This is a genomic window from Ensifer sp. BR816 (genome assembly GCF_000378985.1).
Classification (GTDB): Bacteria; Pseudomonadota; Alphaproteobacteria; order Rhizobiales; family Rhizobiaceae; genus Sinorhizobium.
In genome coordinates, this window is sequence record NZ_KB905370.1 from 4,869,971 (window position 1) to 4,884,687 (window position 14,717).

A 14,717-nucleotide genomic window follows, 5' to 3' on the forward strand; every position below is an offset into this window, starting at 1 on the left:
GGTCCTACCCTTTTATTAGAAAGCGCGAATTTATTGGCGACGGAATCCGCGCGCGTCAATGGCCGCGGCGATCGTATCCGCATCTTTGAGTGTCAGGATAATCAGCGGCCCGATGATCGTCATCGGCCGGATTGGCAGGCCGCGGGCGCGATGGGCCTCGCTGATTGCCTGATAGCGGGCGAAGATATCCGGGACGAAGCGCAGCACGAGGCCGAGCGCCAGGCTGACATCGGCCGCCCACAGCAGCCCCAGACGCTCCAGCGGCTTCAGCAGGATGGTGATCTCGTCCATGAAGGCGCCGATCGTCGTCGTCGCCGTGACCGCGGCGGCAAAGAGCACGAGGGTTGTCAGCCGCAAGACAAGAGCGGCGACCTGCGGCAGCGGGACCAGGAATAGGTTGACGGCGGCAAGCACCAGGATGGTGAACAGGACGAAGCCGACACGCGAAAAGGCGTCGCGCGCCGTCATACCGAGCGAAAGGTAGAGCGCGCCGCAGAGGAGAAAGGCTGGCAGCAGCAGGAGCGGCGCGTCCGTCGTGAAGAGCGCCACGCTCAGGACGGGGAGTGCAATGAGCTTCAGGCGCACCGGCACCCGGTGGAACCAACTCTGTCCTTCCACATAGAGGCTCGTCAGCATCCGGCCACCTCGTGGTAGCGCCGAATGGTTTCGCCGGGGCCGCCGTCGGCGACGAGACGGCCCTCGTGAAAGAGCAGAAGACGCTCAACTCCTTCGACCAGCCCCAGGTCATGGGTGATGACGATCGTGTCCTCGTCGAGCGCATCGATCGTTGCCGCGACCATGCGGCGGTTGCGCAGGTCGAGCTGGTTGGTCGGCTCGTCGAGGATCAGGATTTTCGGGCCGGTGACGACGACGCTCGCCATGGCGACAAGCTGCGTTTCCCCGCCCGAAAGCTCGTGCACCCGCCGGCGCGCCAGATGGCTGACGCCGAAGCGGGCCAGCACCGCATCCGTTCGAGAGGAGATCTCGTTGCCCGGCAGCCCGCGATTCTTGAGCCCGAAGGCAATGTCGTCGGAAACGATGGGCATGATCAGCTGATGCTGCGGGTTCTGGAAGATGAACCCCGCCTCGGCAAGCACCGCCCGGTCGTTCTTCACCGTATCGAGCCCATTGACCAAAACGTGGCCCGTCGTCGGCTTGACGAGCCCGTTGATCAACCGCGCGAAGGTCGTCTTGCCGGAGCCGTTGAGGCCGATGATGCCGATCCGCCGTTCGTCGAGGGCAAGCGTCAGCGGGTGAAGCGCTACCCGCTCGCCGAACCGGACCGAGCAATCGGTGAAGCGGATGTTCAATCTTGATCCTCGTCCAGTTGTCGTGGTGGCTCTATAGGGCAACTCGATCGGCAAGGGCAATGCAGCCTTTGCCTGATTGCTTTATGGTTAGATCGCATTTGAAATATGGGAATAAAAGCCTATCTTCTTGCCCATGACGATTCGCCTCTCCAACCGCGACGCCCGACGCATCTTCCTCGCCAAGCAGGGTCTCTCGGCCGCGCCGCATCGCGCCCTCGGCAAGGATGGCCTTTTGCGGCTGATCCACGATATCGGCTTCGTGCAGGTCGACAGCATCGGCACCGTCGAGCGTGCCCATCATCAGATCCTGTTTTCCCGCAACCAGACCTATCGCCGCGAGCATTTGAGCGAATTGCTGGAAGAGGATGGCGAGCTCTTCGAGCACTGGACCCATGACGCCTCGATCATTCCGAGCGCCTTCTTCGTCTATTGGAAGCATCGCTTCAAATGGGAGAGCGATACGCTCAGCGAGCGCTGGCGCAAATGGCGCGGTGACGGCTTCGATGCGGGTTGCGAGGAAACCTATGAGCGGATCGCCAGCGGCGGCGCCGTTATGGCGCGCGAGCTGAAGGAGGATCATCACGAATCGGGCGGCTGGTGGAACTGGCACCCGTCGAAGACGGCGCTTGAGGTGCTATGGCGCCAGGGCCGGTTGGCGATCGCCCGCCGCGTCAATTTCCAGAAGGTCTATGATCTTACCGAACGGGTGATCCCGGCGCATCACTACGACGGCGATGTGAGCCATCCTGAATTTATCGATTGGGCCTGCCGCAACGCCCTCGAACGTCTCGGCTTTGCAACGCACGGGGAGATCGCCGCCTTTTGGGATCTCGTCTCACCCGAGGAGGCGAAGGCCTGGGTCGCCGCGCATCGCGACGAGCTTTGCGAAATCGTCATTGAGCCTGCCAATGGCGGCAAGCCGCGGCCGTCCTATGCCTTCGCGGGCTTTCCGGACAACCTGCCCGATATTCCCGACCCGCCGGCGCGCATTCGCGTGTTGAGCCCCTTCGATCCCTTGTTGCGTGACCGGAACCGCACCGAACGCCTTTTCGACTTTTTCTACCGGATCGAAGTCTTCGTTCCCGAGGCGAAGCGCGAATATGGCTATTATGTCTTTCCGCTTCTCGAAGGCGATCGGCTGATCGGCCGGATCGACATGAAGGCCGACCGCAAGCGCGGCAGCCTCGACGTAAAGCGCCTGTGGCTCGAAGAGCGCGTCAAGCCGGCGTCGGGCCGCATTGAGAAGCTGATGGCCGAACTCGATCGGATCGCCCGTTTCACCGGCGTCGGAGAGGTCAATCTGCTGGAAGGCTGGAACGCCGATCTCTCCTGACCGATTTTTCTTGGCTTGCGGCGTCGGGCTTCCTAAATGGGAGGAATTCTTCACGACGCGGAGCAGAACGATGGACACCAACCTCATAAGCCTCTTCGATGCGGACGAGGCGACGGTCCGCAAGGTTCTCTCCGAGACGCTTTCGGGCGCCGACGACGGCGAACTCTTCCTAGAACACGCCCAGGCGGAGGTGCTCTCCTTCGACAATGGCCGTCTGAAGGGCGGCAGCTTCAACACCGATCAGGGCTTTGGCCTGCGGGCCGTCGCCGGCGAAGCTGTCGGTTACGCGCATGCAGGAGAATTGTCGCTAGAGGCATTGAAACGGGCCGCGGAAGCGGTCGGGCAGGTGACCCGCGGCTATTCCGGCTCCTATGCCGCTGCCCCGCAGCGCACCAACAAGAAGCTCTATGGCGATGAAAACCCGATCGGCGAGCCGAGCTTCGAGACGAAGGTGACGCTGCTCCAGGAAATCGACGCCTATCTGCGCGCCAAGGAGCCCAAGGTCCGGCAGGTGACCGCGACGATCGCCGCAAGCTGGCAGGTCGTCGACATCTTGAGGGCCGATGGACATCGCGTTCATGACGTGCGGCCGATGACCCGCATCAATATCTCGGTCGTGGTCGGCGAGGGCGAACGGCAGGAATCCGGCACCTTCGGTATCGGCGGCAGGCGCGGCTTCGGCGATTTCATCACCGAAGAGAACTGGAAGCGCGGTGCCGACGAGGCGTTGCGGCAGGCGCTCGTCAATCTCGAGGCGATCGATGCGCCGGCAGGAACCATGGATGTCGTGCTCGCTTCCGGCTGGCCGGGCGTGATGTTGCACGAGGCCGTCGGTCACGGCCTCGAAGGCGATTTCAATCGAAAGAAGACCTCCGCCTTTGCCGGCCTCCTCGGCGAACAGGTGGCCGCCAAGGGTGTCACCGTCGTCGATGACGGCACGATCGAAGCGCGGCGCGGCTCGATCTCGATCGATGACGAGGGCACGCCCTCCGGCTACAACGTCCTGATCGAGGACGGCAAGCTCGTCGGCTACATGCAGGACCGGCAGAATGCGCGGCTGATGGGCATGAAGCCGACCGGTAATGGCCGCCGCCAGGGCTATGCCCATGTGCCGATGCCGCGCATGACCAACACCTACATGCTCGCCGGCGACCGCACGCCCGATGAAATCATCGCCTCGGTGAAGAAGGGCATTTACGCCGTTTCCTTCGGCGGCGGCCAGGTGGACATCACCTCAGGCAAGTTCGTGTTCGGCTGCACCGAAGCCTATCTGATCGAGGACGGCAAGGTGGGGGCACCGGTCAAGGGCGCGATGCTGATCGGCAACGGACCGGATGCGATGAAGCGGGTGACGATGGTCGGCAACGACATGAAACTCGACACCGGCATCGGAAATTGCGGTAAGGGCGGCCAATGGGTGCCTGTCGGCGTCGGTCAGCCGCATCTCCGGATGGACCAGGTCACCGTCGGCGGCACGCAGGCATAGGCGAGCGGGATGATCGGGCAGTCGGGCGATATTCTGGAAATCCGGCGTTTTTCGGCGGCGGACGAGCAGGCGGTCATTGACCTCATCCTGCCTATACAGCGTGAGGAATTCGGCGTTGCCATCACCGCCGAAGATCAGCCGGATCTCCGGGGGATCCCCGAATTCTATCAGACAGGCGACGGCGACTTCTGGGTTGCGGCTATTGGCCAAAGCATCGTCGGCACGGTTGCCCTGAAGGAAATCGGAGGTGCGGAGGCAGCCCTGCGCAAGATGTTCGTCGCGTCCGACTTTCGCGGCCGCGAACACGGCGTGGCCGCCCGCCTGCTCGATGCACTCGTTGCCCATGCGGAGCGGCGGAAGATAAGATCGATCTATCTCGGGACCACCGAGAAGTTCCTCGCCGCCCACCGGTTCTACGAAAAGAGCGGCTTTATCGAAGTCGCCAGGCACGACCTGCCGGCGCGCTTTCCGGTCATGGGCGTCGATACGAAATTCTACGTTCGCCGATTTTAGAGGCCCCGAAGCATCACGACACTCTTGCGGGAGCACCCGTGCGACGGAAGCGCGCGATATCCTGTCAGGTTTTTGCCGGAATACGGGCGATGACCTTTATCTCGAAGTCGAAGCCAGCGAGCCAGTTTACCCCGAGCGCAGTCCAATTTGGGTACGGCGGGTTGCTGAAAATCTGTTGTTTGACCTCCATAATGGTTCCGAACTGGTTTTCTGGATCAGTGTGGAAGGTCGTCACGTCCACGATGTGATCCATCGTGCAACCCGCTGCGCTCAGCGTCGACTTGAGATTTTCAAATGCCAGCTGGACCTGGCGCCTGAAGTCGGGTTCGGGAGTTCCGTCAGGACGGCTGCCAACCTGTCCGGAAACGAACAAGAGATCGCCGGATCGAATGGCGGCGGAATATCCATGCTCTTCATAAAGTGCGTGCCTGTCTGCAGGAAAGATTGCTTCGCGCTGGGTCATTCTGATTTCCTTTGGGATCATTTAGAGAGCCAATGAGCGCGGTCCATGCTTCACAAGCCAGCGCCATTTTGGTATACGGAACGTATGTGAAATATTCAAATACGCGTCGTATGTCAAGTCTATGTACGAGTCGTATGTGAAATTGTGGGTACGAAATGGCGAAGAGACGCAGCGAAACGATGGAGGAGAACCGGGTCAAATTGATCGCGGCTGCACGAAAGGCCTTCGCTGAAAAGGGATATTCCGCGGCATCGATGGACGACTTGACCGCCGAGGCAGGTTTGACGCGCGGTGCGCTCTACCACAATTTTGGGGACAAGCGCGGGCTGCTTGCGGCGGTTGTCGAGCAGATCGACTCGGAGATGGCTTCCCGCGCGCAGGAGATCGGCGCACGTGAGGGCAATGAGTGGCTCGGACTACTGGCCGAGGGCGCGGCCTATATAGAGATGGCGCTTGACCCCGAAGTGCAACGTATTGTTCTTCTCGATGGACCTGCTGTGTTGGGTGATCCGTCGCAATGGCCCAGCCAGAACAGTTGCCTACAAGTTACGAAGAGAGCTATGGAACTCCTTATTGCGCAGGGCATCGTCAAGCCACTTGACGCGGAAGCATCCGCCCGGCTTCTCAGTGGTGCGGCGCTCAATGCCGCTCTCTGGGTCGCCGCAAGCGACAACCCACCGGATGTGCTGCCGAAAGCCGTGGACGCTTTCCGTTCTCTTGCGGCGGGGCTGCTTTTGGAGCCTTCGAGCGCTGCCGATGACTGTGCGCATCGCTTGGAAAAAGCGCCTGGATCTTAGCTCCGGCCGGGGAGCAGCCGGCAGTCGTAGGACCGTTTCTTGAGGATGCTGCAGGCAGAAGCGGCCGCCTCGCGGCTGGCGAAGCCGATGAAGCGGGCGCGGTAGCGCTTGGTGGAGCCGCTGCCGTCCACTTCAGTGTGCGGCGATGCGCCGAGCAGGGCCGCACCGCCGGCGGACTGCGCCTCGACGAGAATCTTGCGTGCGGCGTCCGCCGAGGCCGCCGTTGAAATCTGGATCTGCCAGTAGGCGCCGGCCTCCGTTTCCGTGCTCGCGAATTCCACTATCGCGGTTGGTCGGTCCGCCGGAACGACGGCAGCAGGCGATGCTGCCATGAGGGCTGCGCTCGCGTTCTTTCCCGCGCGATTGGGTTCGGCATAGAGCGACACGCCGGGCAAACTCGCCACTTGGGCCGTGTCGAGCGGCTTCGCCGCGGCGATCGTCGGCCCGTCCGCCGGCGCCGTTGCCCTGCCCAGGTGTTGATCGAGCAGCGCCGCCATCTTGTTGTCGCGGCTTTTCGCGGTCCGTCCGCCGAGCACGACGCCGATGACACGGCGGTTGCCGTCGCTGACCGCACTAACGAGATTGAAGCCGGAGGCGTTGGTGTAGCCCGTCTTGATGCCGTCCATGCCGTCGTAGCGATACATCAGCTTGTTGTGGCCGCGGATTACACGGCCGCGGAAATTGAAGCTCTGTGCCGAAAAGAGCCGGTATTCCCTTGGAAAGTCCCTGATCAGCGCAATGCCGAGCCTTGCCATGTCGCGTGCCGTGGTCACCTGCTGGCTTGCCGGCAGGCCGGAGGCGTTGACGAAGACGGTGCGGGTCATCCCGAGCCGGCGCGCCTTCGCCGTCATCATCTGGGCAAAGGCGGCCTCCGAGCCCCCGAGTTTTTCCGCCATCGCCGCGGCGGCATCATTGGCGGAATGGATGATCATGCCATAGACGGCCTCCTCGACGGTGATGGCATCGCCGGGCTTGAGGCCAAGCTTGGTCGGAGGCTTGCGCGCCGCCTCCTTGGACATCGGCACGCGGGTCTGCCAGCTGATCTCGCCCCGGTGCAACGCTTCGAAGGTCAGGTAAAGCGTCATCATCTTCGTCAACGACGCCGGGTAGTTCAATTCGTCAGCGTTCTCGGACGAGAGGATCCTGCCGCTGCGGGCGTCCATGACGAGAGAAGCGTTGCCAGCGAAAGCCGATGCGGTGGCAGCGACGAATGCTACGATCGCCGCCAGGGCAATTTGCAAGTTCTTCATGATTCCCCCTTGGACCGCGTAGCTTCTCGCGTGCGAAGTGTATCAGGACGTGACGGCCGTGGATTTGTCGTAACATTAAGGCCGAAAATCGATAAAGGCAGCCCTTTTTTAACGCTTGCCCCGACTTTTGGTGAAAGCGGGGACCGATTCAGCAAGGCTTAACAGAGGCGGCGTAAAGCTTCGGCACTTGGAGCGGGCGGCTGAATGCGCGTGCGCAAGCCAGTACGGGACAGCGGAGAAAGATGAAAGACTCGCTCGCCATGATGGTTCGCCACCATTTGAGGCGAGCCGCAATTGCCGGCGGGCTCGAGGCCGCGCATGTCCTTGCGCGCACAGGTTTGCTGGGCGAGGCGCGCGGTCGCGGCGCCGTCTTTACCCTGCATCATGTCCGCCCCAGGCGTTATCGGACCTTTGATCCCAACGCCCATCTGGAAATCACCCCGGCGTTCCTCGATAGGACGATCCTGACATTGAAGCGCGCCGGCTACCGTTTCGTTGCACTCGAAGCGTTGCCGGAATGCCTCGGCTCGGCTGACGACCGGCCCTTCGCTTGCTTCACGCTCGACGACGGCTACCGCAACAATCTCGAATGGGCACTGCCCGTATTCGAGAGGCACGGCGTTCCCTTCACGGTCTTCGTCACGGCCGGCTATGTCGATCGCAGCCACACGCTGTGGTGGGAAACGCTTGCCGACCTGCTGTCGGCCAGCCGCGAGTTCCGCTTCGATTTCGGCGATGGTGCGGTGTTGGTTCCGAGCGGCACGTCTTTGCAGAAGCAGGCGGCTTTCGGTCGCATCGCAGCCCATATCCGTGGCACCGACGAGGCGAGCGCCGTGGCGGCGCTGAACGATGCTGCGTTCGAGCACGGCATCGACCCCCTTACCATCACCGAGCTACTGACGCTTGACGAAGGCGGCCTTCGCGCCCTGATCTCAAGCCCGCTCGCGAGCCTTGGTGCGCACACGATCAGCCATCGGGCGGTGGCGCGGCTCGATGACGACGAGGCCCGCCGGGAAATCGCCTCGTCCGCCGCGCGCGTCGAGGCGATCACCGGCAGGCATCCGCTGACCTTCGCCTATCCCTATGGCCACCGGCCGACGGTTTCGAGCCGCGACCATCGACTGGCCGCGGAACTCGGCTTTGCCGTTGCGGTCACGACGGAACCGGGCACACTCTGCCGCGGCGTCAACCTTCACGCCGTGCCCCGGATTTCGCTGAACGGCCATTTCCAGAGCGAGCGACATGTGTCCGCCCTGGCTTCCGGCATTCCATTCTGGCGGCTCGGGGCGCGATAGGCCTCCTCAGGGATACATCCGCACCTTCTCCCAGCCCCCTTCCGGCACGGGGCGACGGAACTCCATGCGGTCGTGCAGCCGGAATGGTCGGTCATGCCAGAATTCGATCGAGGTCGGCCGGATGCGGAAACCGGACCAGTAGTCCGGGCGCGGGATTTCGCCGATGGCGTGACGCGCGGTGAATTCGGCGACCGCCTTCTCGAGCGCGAAGCGGCTCTCGAGCGGGCGCGATTGCTTCGACGCCCAGGCGCCGATGCGGCTTCCGCGCGGCCGGCTCTTGAAATACTCATCCGCCTCTGCGTCGGTGACGATTTCCACCGGGCCGCGCAGGCGAACCTGGCGGCGCAGCGACTTCCAGTGGAAACACATGGCCGCCTTGCGGGTGGCCAGAAGCTCGCGGCCTTTCTGACTCTCGAAATTTGTGTAAAAGACAAAGCCGCTTTCGTCGAATCCCTTGAGCAGCACCATGCGCACATTGGGCAGTCCATCGGGATCGACGGTTGCAAGGGCGACAGCGGTGGGGTCATTCACCTCGCTTTTCTCGGCGTCCTTCAACCATGTGCCAAAGAGGGAAAAGGGCTCGTCTGCGTCTGTGAAGTCACCGGTTGTTAACTCGTTCGCGGTCATATTGCCTTCCTATGCCGTGTGTCTGGCGCGGGAACGCGTCGGGATGAGCCCGATTGGTGTTTCCGCATCGAAAATTGTCAGAGCCTGCCAGCGCTTCATCGGGCTGCGTTTCGGCTCTGGCGAGTCTGACAGGATTGCCGTGCAAGACATAGCAAAGTGGATCGATGGCAAGAAGGATTTTTCCTTTGCGGTGCTGCGCGGTGCGGCCTTATGCCTGACCGTCTTCGCGCTCCCGGGGTGCATGGGCGGCGGTCTCGATCTCTTCGGAGGCTCGAGCGTCGATCGTTCCGTCGCAACCGGGACCGTGCCGGTCGCCAAGACGTCGGACGGTCTCTCCGACGCGGTGGCGGTGCGCAATGCCGTTTCCTCTGCCGAAATCACTGAGGGCGGCAGCGCCATTCCCTGGGCCAATGCCACGTCAGGCAGCGCCGGCGTCATCAGCAGTATTGAGGAAGACAGCGCTTCCGGCGTGCTTTGCCGCCGGTTCATCACCACGCGCCATTCCTTTGAAGGCATCGCCAAGTTCGACGGCAGAACCTGCCGGCTGGAGAATGGCGAGTGGTATTTGACGAGTTTCGGCCCGCAAAGCTGAAATCCCCGGTTAACCACATTCCCGCAAAGGCACGGACGGCCGGGCTGGACGGCCCGGATCCATAACAGCGCCGCGCCTCCTCATCAGATGCGCAAGATCCCTGTAACGCTTTGAAATACTGCATGTTTCTCCGCCTGAATCGGCGACGCTTCAAAGGAAACCTGCAGGAGCGCCACGGCGAGCCGGCTAACCGTTATTTAGCAACTTCCCCGGATCATCGCGATTGAGAGGAGCGGCTCATCACGGGCTGCCGATGTAACGCGTAAGCCGATCCGCCGCGAAGGGCGGACATTCAAGAATGCGGTGAGAAGTCATGCGCGATCCCTATGCAATCCTCGGCGTGCGCCGCAACGCCGGGCAGGAGGAAATCAAGGCTGCCTGGCGGTCCGTCGCCAAGGCGATCCATCCGGACCACAATCAGGACGATCCTCTGGCGACAGAACGCTTTGCCGAAGCCGGCAGGGCCTATGAACTGCTGCGCGATCCGGCCCGCAGGAACCGCTACGACCACGCGCGGCGTGAGGCGGAGCTGCGCCGTATGGAAGCCATGAAGGAGAAGATGCGCGCCCCGGAACCGGCCGAGGAGCCGGTCGGCGCGGAGAGCGCCGAGGAGGCGGTCTCGCGCATCTTCGGCCTCGATCCGCAGCCCAATACATCCGGCACCAAGGCTCATGCGCCGCGCGCTGCAGAGAAGGCTGGCGCCGCTGCCGAGGCGAAACCGGAACTCACGGAAGATACCAAACAGGAGCCGACAAAGCCGGAGGCAACGGTTCGACGACTTGCAGCGCCCGGAACGGAGTTGGTCGCGGCAATCGTCCGGCGCATTCGCGACCGCATGACAAAGACGGCGGAGAAGGTCCCGGATCTGGTTGTCGATTTGTCCGTCAGTATTGACGAGGTGGTGAACCGGGCGCGCGTCGCGGTGGAGCTTCCGGATGGCGAAACGGTGAAGGTAGCAATCCCGCCTGGCGCCACCGACGGGCAGGTCATCCGCCTGAAGGAGCAGGGATACCGTGTCGCCGGCATGACTCGTGGCGACGTGCTTGCGACCTTGCGTGTTCGTCAGGATGGGCCGTTTCGCACCCAGGGTCTCGACCTCGTGACGAGCCTGCCGCTGGGCCTGCAAGACGCGGTCCTCGGCTGCGAGACCAGTATCGAAACGCCGAGCGGCGCCGCCACGGTCGTGGTGCCGGCCTGGTCGGGATCCGACAAGGTCATCCGAATTCCCGGCAGCGGATTGAAGGGAGCGAATGGCGAAAGCGGCGATCTCCTCGTCGAATTGCGCCTGGTGCTGCATGAAAAGCCCGACGACAAGGTCACGGACCTGATGCGGTCGCAGCGCGACGGCCTCTATTTGTAACGGTTTTCTGACAAGCTGAACCAATATTACGGGGACTAACAGTTCCTGATCCGCACCGCGCTTGAACCGCTCTGGCGGCTATGCCATAGGCAATGCTCGACATTTTGCCGCACCCATCTTTGGTGGCGTGGTGCGGCGCCATCGACATTCGGAAAACTGGCATCGGCCTCGGCCGGACCAGGCAGACAGTATTGGGGACATTCCATGGCTCAGGCATCGGGTCTGATGAATGGCAAGCGCGGCGTCATCATGGGCGTTGCAAACAATCGCTCGATTGCGTGGGGCATTGCCAAGGCGTTGTCGGAAGCCGGCGCCGAAATCGCGCTGACATGGCAGGGCGACGCGCTGAAGAAGCGTGTCGAACCGCTGGCGCAGGAACTCGGCGCCTTCATGGCCGGCCATTGCGACGTGACCGATCTCGCCACGATCGACGGCGTTTTTTCGGCGCTTGAAGAAAAATGGGGCAAGATCGATTTCGTCGTGCACGCGATCGCCTTCTCCGACAAGGACGAACTGACGGGTCGCTATCTCGAGACGAGCCGCGACAACTTCACCCGCACGATGGATATTTCCGTCTATTCCTTCACGGCCGTCGCGGCGCGAGCCGAGCGCATCATGAATGATGGCGGCTCGATGCTGACGCTCACCTATTACGGCGCCGAGAAGGTGATGCCGCACTATAACGTCATGGGCGTCGCCAAGGCGGCGCTTGAAGCAAGCGTGCGCTATCTCGCCGTCGATCTCGGCAACCGCGGCATCCGCGTCAACGCCATCTCGGCCGGTCCGATCAAGACGCTTGCCGCTTCCGGCATCGGCGACTTCCGCTATATCCTCAAGTGGAACGAGTACAACGCGCCGCTGAAGCGCACAGTTTCGATCGAGGAAGTCGGCAATTCGGCGCTCTATCTCCTGTCAAACCTGTCGACCGGTGTCACCGGCGAGGTGCACCATGTCGATTCCGGTTATCATACGGTCGGCATGAAGGCGGTCGACGCCCCGGACATTTCCGTCCTGAAGGACTGAGTGCTTCTTGCCTGCAACCGCATGACCTCGGATCGAATTCGATCTGAGGTCGTGCCACGGTCCAGGCACGACGGCATCCTTGGCGCCTGAGGCGAAGCACTATAGGCGGCCGCCTCATCCGGAGTGAACACTGTGCTCATTTACATGGTTCGCCACGGCCAGACGGACTGGAATGCCGAGAGCCGTCTCCAAGGGCAGAAGGACATTCCCCTCAATGAAACCGGCCGCCAGCAGGCGACCGGCAATGGCGTTGCGCTGGGAGAGATCCTCGGGCGCGATGCGGCCAGGTTCGATTTCGTCAGCAGTCCGCTCGGCCGTACGCGCGAAACCATGGAGCGTCTCAGGCGGTCCATAGGGCTCGATCCGTTTGCCTATCGCACCGACGAGCGGCTGAAGGAGGTTTCCTTCGGTGCCTGGGAGGGCTTTACACTCGCAGCCTTGAAGCGCCGCGTGCCCGAGCGCATTGCCGCAAGGCGGGTGGCGAAGTGGGATTTCATCCCGCCCGGGGCGGATGCGGAAAGCTACGAAATCCTGTCCTGGCGCGTCGGCGCCTGGCTGAAAGATGTGAGGGAACCCACCGTCTGCGTCAGCCACGGCGGGGTAATTCGTACCCTGTTCAAGCTGCTCGGGGAGATGGAGCCGGATGAGGCGGCGGCGGCGGCCATCCCGCAGGACCGGCTGCTGAAGATCGTCGATGGTTCGATCAGCTGGCTTTAGACTAAGCGTATCGAGAAATAGCGGAAATGTCCCTCCGACGCATACGGGTCGGGATGCCGCCTGGCCTACTGGACGATCTCCAGATCATTGATGACGCGCTTGCCGTCGACCTCGGTATAGAAGACGAGGACCTTCACGCCGGCTTCGAGCCCTTCGAAATTGAATTCCTCGGGCGCCTGGTAGCTCTTGCCGTCGTCAAGCGAGAGGCTCAACTGCTCGGTGTCGATATTGGTGATCACGGCTTCGACGTCTGCACTTTCCGCATGAACCGAAAGCGGCGAAAGCAAGCTTGCGGTGGCCATGAGCGTAGCAATGACAAATCGCATCCTTGTTGCCCTCTTCCATGATTCTGCGAATTTTCTTGTCATCACCCTTTGATCCCCGATTGTGGCAAAAGTTCATTTTTGCCATGGTTTTTTAGGATTTTAGCTGTTCGTACCGGACGTGTTTTCGGCGAACGAGAGAGTGAACGCGCTCCGCGCCCATTGCAAGTCGCCGAAAGGGGAACGAGCTGGCGCAAGCCCTGCTGAAGGCCGCTTTCACGAGGTTTTCCAAAGAAACATCACGACGGCCAGCCCTGAAGTCCAGGCCGCAGTCGCTGCAATCCGGATGATGATGCGTCAGTAATCGGCCGCGCTGGTTATTCTTGCCGCAGGTTTCCGCGCAACAGCGGATGCTCTTTCCCCAGCGAACGCTTTCCACTAAGAGAGGGCACGCGCCTTGGCGCAGCGTCTGAAGCAATGCGACATGGTTCGCGTTCTGCTCTGACTCGATTAGAATCGATCCCCAGAGATTGTGTCGTCCTGTCCGATCTCTTGGATCCTGAACTCGGTAGCCGTCATGTCGCACAATACCTTCGGTCATCTCTTCCGCGTCACCACCTGGGGCGAGAGCCACGGGCCGGCGCTCGGCTGCGTCGTCGACGGATGCCCGCCCGGTATTCGCTTCACGCTCGCGGAAATTCAGGCCTGGCTCGACAAGCGCAAGCCCGGCCAGTCGCGCTTCGTGACCCAGCGCCGCGAAGATGATCTGGTGAAGGTCCTGTCCGGCGTGATGCTCGACGAGGACGGCGAGACGATGATCTCGACGGGCACGCCGATCTCGATGATGATCGAAAACACCGACCAGCGCTCGAAAGACTATTCGGAGATTGCCAAGCGCTACCGACCGGGCCATGCCGACTACACCTATGACGTCAAATACGGCATTCGCGACTATCGCGGCGGCGGCCGGTCCTCGGCACGCGAGACGGCGGCGCGCGTCGCGGCCGGCGGCATCGCCCGCAAGGTCGTGCCGGGCCTCGTCGTCCGCGCCGCGCTGGTGCAGATCGGCAAGCACCGGATCGATCGGGCCAATTGGGACTGGGCCGAGGTCAACAACAATCCGTTCTTTGCGCCGGATCCGGCCATCGTTCCCGTCTGGGAAGAGTATCTCGACGGCATCCGCAAGGCCGGCTCGTCGATCGGCGCCGTCGTCGAGGTCGTTGCCGAAGGGGTGCCGGCCGGCATCGGTGCGCCGATCTACGCCAAGCTCGACCAGGACATCGCTTCGAACCTGATGTCGATCAATGCCGTCAAGGGCGTCGAGATCGGCGACGGCTTTGCCACGGCCGAGCTGAGCGGCGAGGAGAACGCCGACGAGATGCGCATCGGTCCGGATGGCGAGCCTGTTTTCCTTTCCAACCATGCCGGCGGCATTCTCGGCGGCATCGCGACCGGCCAGCCGATCGTCGCTCGCATCGCGATCAAGCCGACCTCGTCCATCCTGACCGAGCGCCGTTCGATCGACAGCGACGGCAACGAGGTCGACGTGCGCACCAAGGGTCGCCACGATCCTTGCGTCGGGATCAGGGCGGTGCCGATCGGCGAGGCCATGGTTGCCTGCACGATTGCCGATCACTATCTGCGCGACCGGGGCCAGACCGGCCGGCTGAAGTAATTTTCTGGAGAGA

General features: G+C 62.3%; 16 protein-coding genes. 10 read left to right on the plus strand and 6 right to left on the minus strand.

Translation table 11 applies throughout. The features are described 5' to 3' along the window. Positions 1 to 30 precede the first annotated feature (30 nt). Both RHIBR816_RS0123280 and RHIBR816_RS0123285 read right to left on the minus strand, forming a co-directional pair. Positions 31 to 636: an energy-coupling factor transporter transmembrane protein EcfT gene (locus RHIBR816_RS0123280; RefSeq protein WP_018239010.1), complete on the minus strand. Its 606-nt coding sequence runs from the start codon at positions 634 to 636 to the stop codon at positions 31 to 33. Beyond that, positions 630 to 1,310: an energy-coupling factor ABC transporter ATP-binding protein gene (locus tag RHIBR816_RS0123285; RefSeq protein WP_018239011.1), complete on the minus strand. Its 681-nt coding sequence runs from the start codon at positions 1,308 to 1,310 to the stop codon at positions 630 to 632. Before RHIBR816_RS0123285 ends, RHIBR816_RS0123280 begins: the two co-directional genes overlap by 7 nt. 133 nt (positions 1,311 to 1,443) lie before the next feature. Between RHIBR816_RS0123285 and RHIBR816_RS0123290 the strand changes: the two genes are divergently transcribed. The 3 genes from RHIBR816_RS0123290 (at position 1,444) to RHIBR816_RS0123300 (ending at position 4,642) form a co-directional block, all read left to right on the plus strand. Beyond that, positions 1,444 to 2,643 (plus strand): winged helix-turn-helix domain-containing protein, encoded by a 1,200-nt coding sequence (locus RHIBR816_RS0123290; protein WP_018239012.1) that lies wholly within the window; start codon positions 1,444 to 1,446, stop codon positions 2,641 to 2,643. Between the two features lie 70 nt (positions 2,644 to 2,713). Continuing rightward, positions 2,714 to 4,129 (plus strand): metalloprotease TldD, encoded by a 1,416-nt coding sequence (tldD, locus tag RHIBR816_RS0123295; protein ID WP_018239013.1) that lies wholly within the window; start codon positions 2,714 to 2,716, stop codon positions 4,127 to 4,129. Between the two features lie 9 nt (positions 4,130 to 4,138). Next, a complete protein-coding gene (locus RHIBR816_RS0123300; RefSeq protein ID WP_018239014.1) occupies positions 4,139 to 4,642 on the plus strand; it encodes a GNAT family N-acetyltransferase in 504 nt (167 codons plus the stop codon). Positions 4,643 to 4,706: 64 nt separating this feature from the next. Here the strand turns inward: RHIBR816_RS0123300 and RHIBR816_RS0123305 are convergent, their stop codons facing one another. Continuing rightward, positions 4,707 to 5,105: a RidA family protein gene (locus RHIBR816_RS0123305; RefSeq protein ID WP_018239015.1), complete on the minus strand. Its 399-nt coding sequence runs from the start codon at positions 5,103 to 5,105 to the stop codon at positions 4,707 to 4,709. A 155-nt stretch (positions 5,106 to 5,260) separates the two neighbouring features. Here RHIBR816_RS0123305 and RHIBR816_RS0123310 point away from each other — a divergent pair, with 155 nt between their 5' ends. Further along, positions 5,261 to 5,902, plus strand: a complete 642-nt coding sequence (locus tag RHIBR816_RS0123310; protein WP_018239016.1) for a TetR/AcrR family transcriptional regulator — start codon at positions 5,261 to 5,263, stop codon at positions 5,900 to 5,902. On the opposite strand, the gene RHIBR816_RS0123315 is transcribed toward RHIBR816_RS0123310, so the two are convergent. Further along, positions 5,899 to 7,152 carry a D-alanyl-D-alanine carboxypeptidase family protein gene (locus RHIBR816_RS0123315; protein WP_018239017.1) on the minus strand — a complete coding sequence of 418 codons (1,254 nt, stop codon included), beginning with the start codon at positions 7,150 to 7,152 and terminating at the stop codon, positions 5,899 to 5,901. The two genes, RHIBR816_RS0123310 and RHIBR816_RS0123315, sit on opposite strands and share 4 nt — an antisense overlap. A 242-nt stretch (positions 7,153 to 7,394) precedes the next feature. Between RHIBR816_RS0123315 and RHIBR816_RS0123320 the strand changes: the two genes are divergently transcribed. Beyond that, positions 7,395 to 8,447: a polysaccharide deacetylase family protein gene (locus RHIBR816_RS0123320; RefSeq protein WP_018239018.1), complete on the plus strand. Its 1,053-nt coding sequence runs from the start codon at positions 7,395 to 7,397 to the stop codon at positions 8,445 to 8,447. Between the two features lie 6 nt (positions 8,448 to 8,453). On the opposite strand, the gene pdxH is transcribed toward RHIBR816_RS0123320, so the two are convergent. Then, positions 8,454 to 9,074, minus strand: coding sequence for a pyridoxamine 5'-phosphate oxidase (gene pdxH / locus RHIBR816_RS0123325; RefSeq protein ID WP_018239019.1), 621 nt, complete (start codon positions 9,072 to 9,074; stop codon positions 8,454 to 8,456). A gap of 139 nt (positions 9,075 to 9,213) precedes the next feature. On the opposite strand from pdxH, the gene RHIBR816_RS0123330 reads away from it, so the two are divergent. From RHIBR816_RS0123330 to RHIBR816_RS0123345, 4 genes are all read left to right on the plus strand, one after another. Further along, positions 9,214 to 9,666: an RT0821/Lpp0805 family surface protein gene (locus tag RHIBR816_RS0123330; RefSeq protein ID WP_026187347.1), complete on the plus strand. Its 453-nt coding sequence runs from the start codon at positions 9,214 to 9,216 to the stop codon at positions 9,664 to 9,666. Positions 9,667 to 9,979: 313 nt separating this feature from the next. Continuing rightward, positions 9,980 to 11,026, plus strand: a complete 1,047-nt coding sequence (locus tag RHIBR816_RS0123335) for a DnaJ C-terminal domain-containing protein (RefSeq protein ID WP_018239021.1) — start codon at positions 9,980 to 9,982, stop codon at positions 11,024 to 11,026. Positions 11,027 to 11,230: 204 nt separating this feature from the next. Beyond that, a complete protein-coding gene (gene fabI / locus RHIBR816_RS0123340) occupies positions 11,231 to 12,049 on the plus strand; it encodes an enoyl-ACP reductase FabI (protein ID WP_018239022.1) in 819 nt (272 codons plus the stop codon). A 132-nt stretch (positions 12,050 to 12,181) separates the two neighbouring features. Beyond that, positions 12,182 to 12,766 carry a histidine phosphatase family protein gene (locus tag RHIBR816_RS0123345; protein ID WP_026187348.1) on the plus strand — a complete coding sequence of 195 codons (585 nt, stop codon included), beginning with the start codon at positions 12,182 to 12,184 and terminating at the stop codon, positions 12,764 to 12,766. Positions 12,767 to 12,831: 65 nt separating this feature from the next. Here RHIBR816_RS0123345 and RHIBR816_RS0123350 read toward each other — a convergent pair whose 3' ends face one another. Further along, positions 12,832 to 13,092, minus strand: a complete 261-nt coding sequence (locus tag RHIBR816_RS0123350) for a DUF1344 domain-containing protein (protein ID WP_012707100.1) — start codon at positions 13,090 to 13,092, stop codon at positions 12,832 to 12,834. Between the two features lie 514 nt (positions 13,093 to 13,606). On the opposite strand from RHIBR816_RS0123350, the gene aroC reads away from it, so the two are divergent. Next, on the plus strand, positions 13,607 to 14,704 hold the full coding sequence (gene aroC, locus RHIBR816_RS0123355; protein WP_018239024.1) for a chorismate synthase: 1,098 nt from the start codon (positions 13,607 to 13,609) through the stop codon (positions 14,702 to 14,704). Positions 14,705 to 14,717 lie beyond the last annotated feature (13 nt).

What these genes read in the sequence shown, in the direction of transcription:
- RHIBR816_RS0123280 (WP_018239010.1), bottom strand. Translation starts at nt 636, where the DNA reads ATGCTGACGAGCCTCTATGTGGAAGGACAGAGTTGGTTCCACCGGGTG.
- RHIBR816_RS0123290 (WP_018239012.1), top strand. Translation starts at nt 1,444, where the DNA reads ATGACGATTCGCCTCTCCAACCGCGACGCCCGACGCATCTTCCTCGCC.
- tldD (WP_018239013.1), top strand. Translation starts at nt 2,714, where the DNA reads ATGGACACCAACCTCATAAGCCTCTTCGATGCGGACGAGGCGACGGTC.
- RHIBR816_RS0123300 (WP_018239014.1), top strand. Translation starts at nt 4,139, where the DNA reads ATGATCGGGCAGTCGGGCGATATTCTGGAAATCCGGCGTTTTTCGGCG.
- RHIBR816_RS0123305 (WP_018239015.1), bottom strand. Translation starts at nt 5,105, where the DNA reads ATGACCCAGCGCGAAGCAATCTTTCCTGCAGACAGGCACGCACTTTAT.
- RHIBR816_RS0123310 (WP_018239016.1), top strand. Translation starts at nt 5,261, where the DNA reads ATGGCGAAGAGACGCAGCGAAACGATGGAGGAGAACCGGGTCAAATTG.
- RHIBR816_RS0123315 (WP_018239017.1), bottom strand. Translation starts at nt 7,152, where the DNA reads ATGAAGAACTTGCAAATTGCCCTGGCGGCGATCGTAGCATTCGTCGCT.
- RHIBR816_RS0123320 (WP_018239018.1), top strand. Translation starts at nt 7,395, where the DNA reads ATGAAAGACTCGCTCGCCATGATGGTTCGCCACCATTTGAGGCGAGCC.
- pdxH (WP_018239019.1), bottom strand. Translation starts at nt 9,074, where the DNA reads ATGACCGCGAACGAGTTAACAACCGGTGACTTCACAGACGCAGACGAG.
- RHIBR816_RS0123335 (WP_018239021.1), top strand. Translation starts at nt 9,980, where the DNA reads ATGCGCGATCCCTATGCAATCCTCGGCGTGCGCCGCAACGCCGGGCAG.
- fabI (WP_018239022.1), top strand. Translation starts at nt 11,231, where the DNA reads ATGGCTCAGGCATCGGGTCTGATGAATGGCAAGCGCGGCGTCATCATG.
- RHIBR816_RS0123350 (WP_012707100.1), bottom strand. Translation starts at nt 13,092, where the DNA reads ATGCGATTTGTCATTGCTACGCTCATGGCCACCGCAAGCTTGCTTTCG.
- aroC (WP_018239024.1), top strand. Translation starts at nt 13,607, where the DNA reads ATGTCGCACAATACCTTCGGTCATCTCTTCCGCGTCACCACCTGGGGC.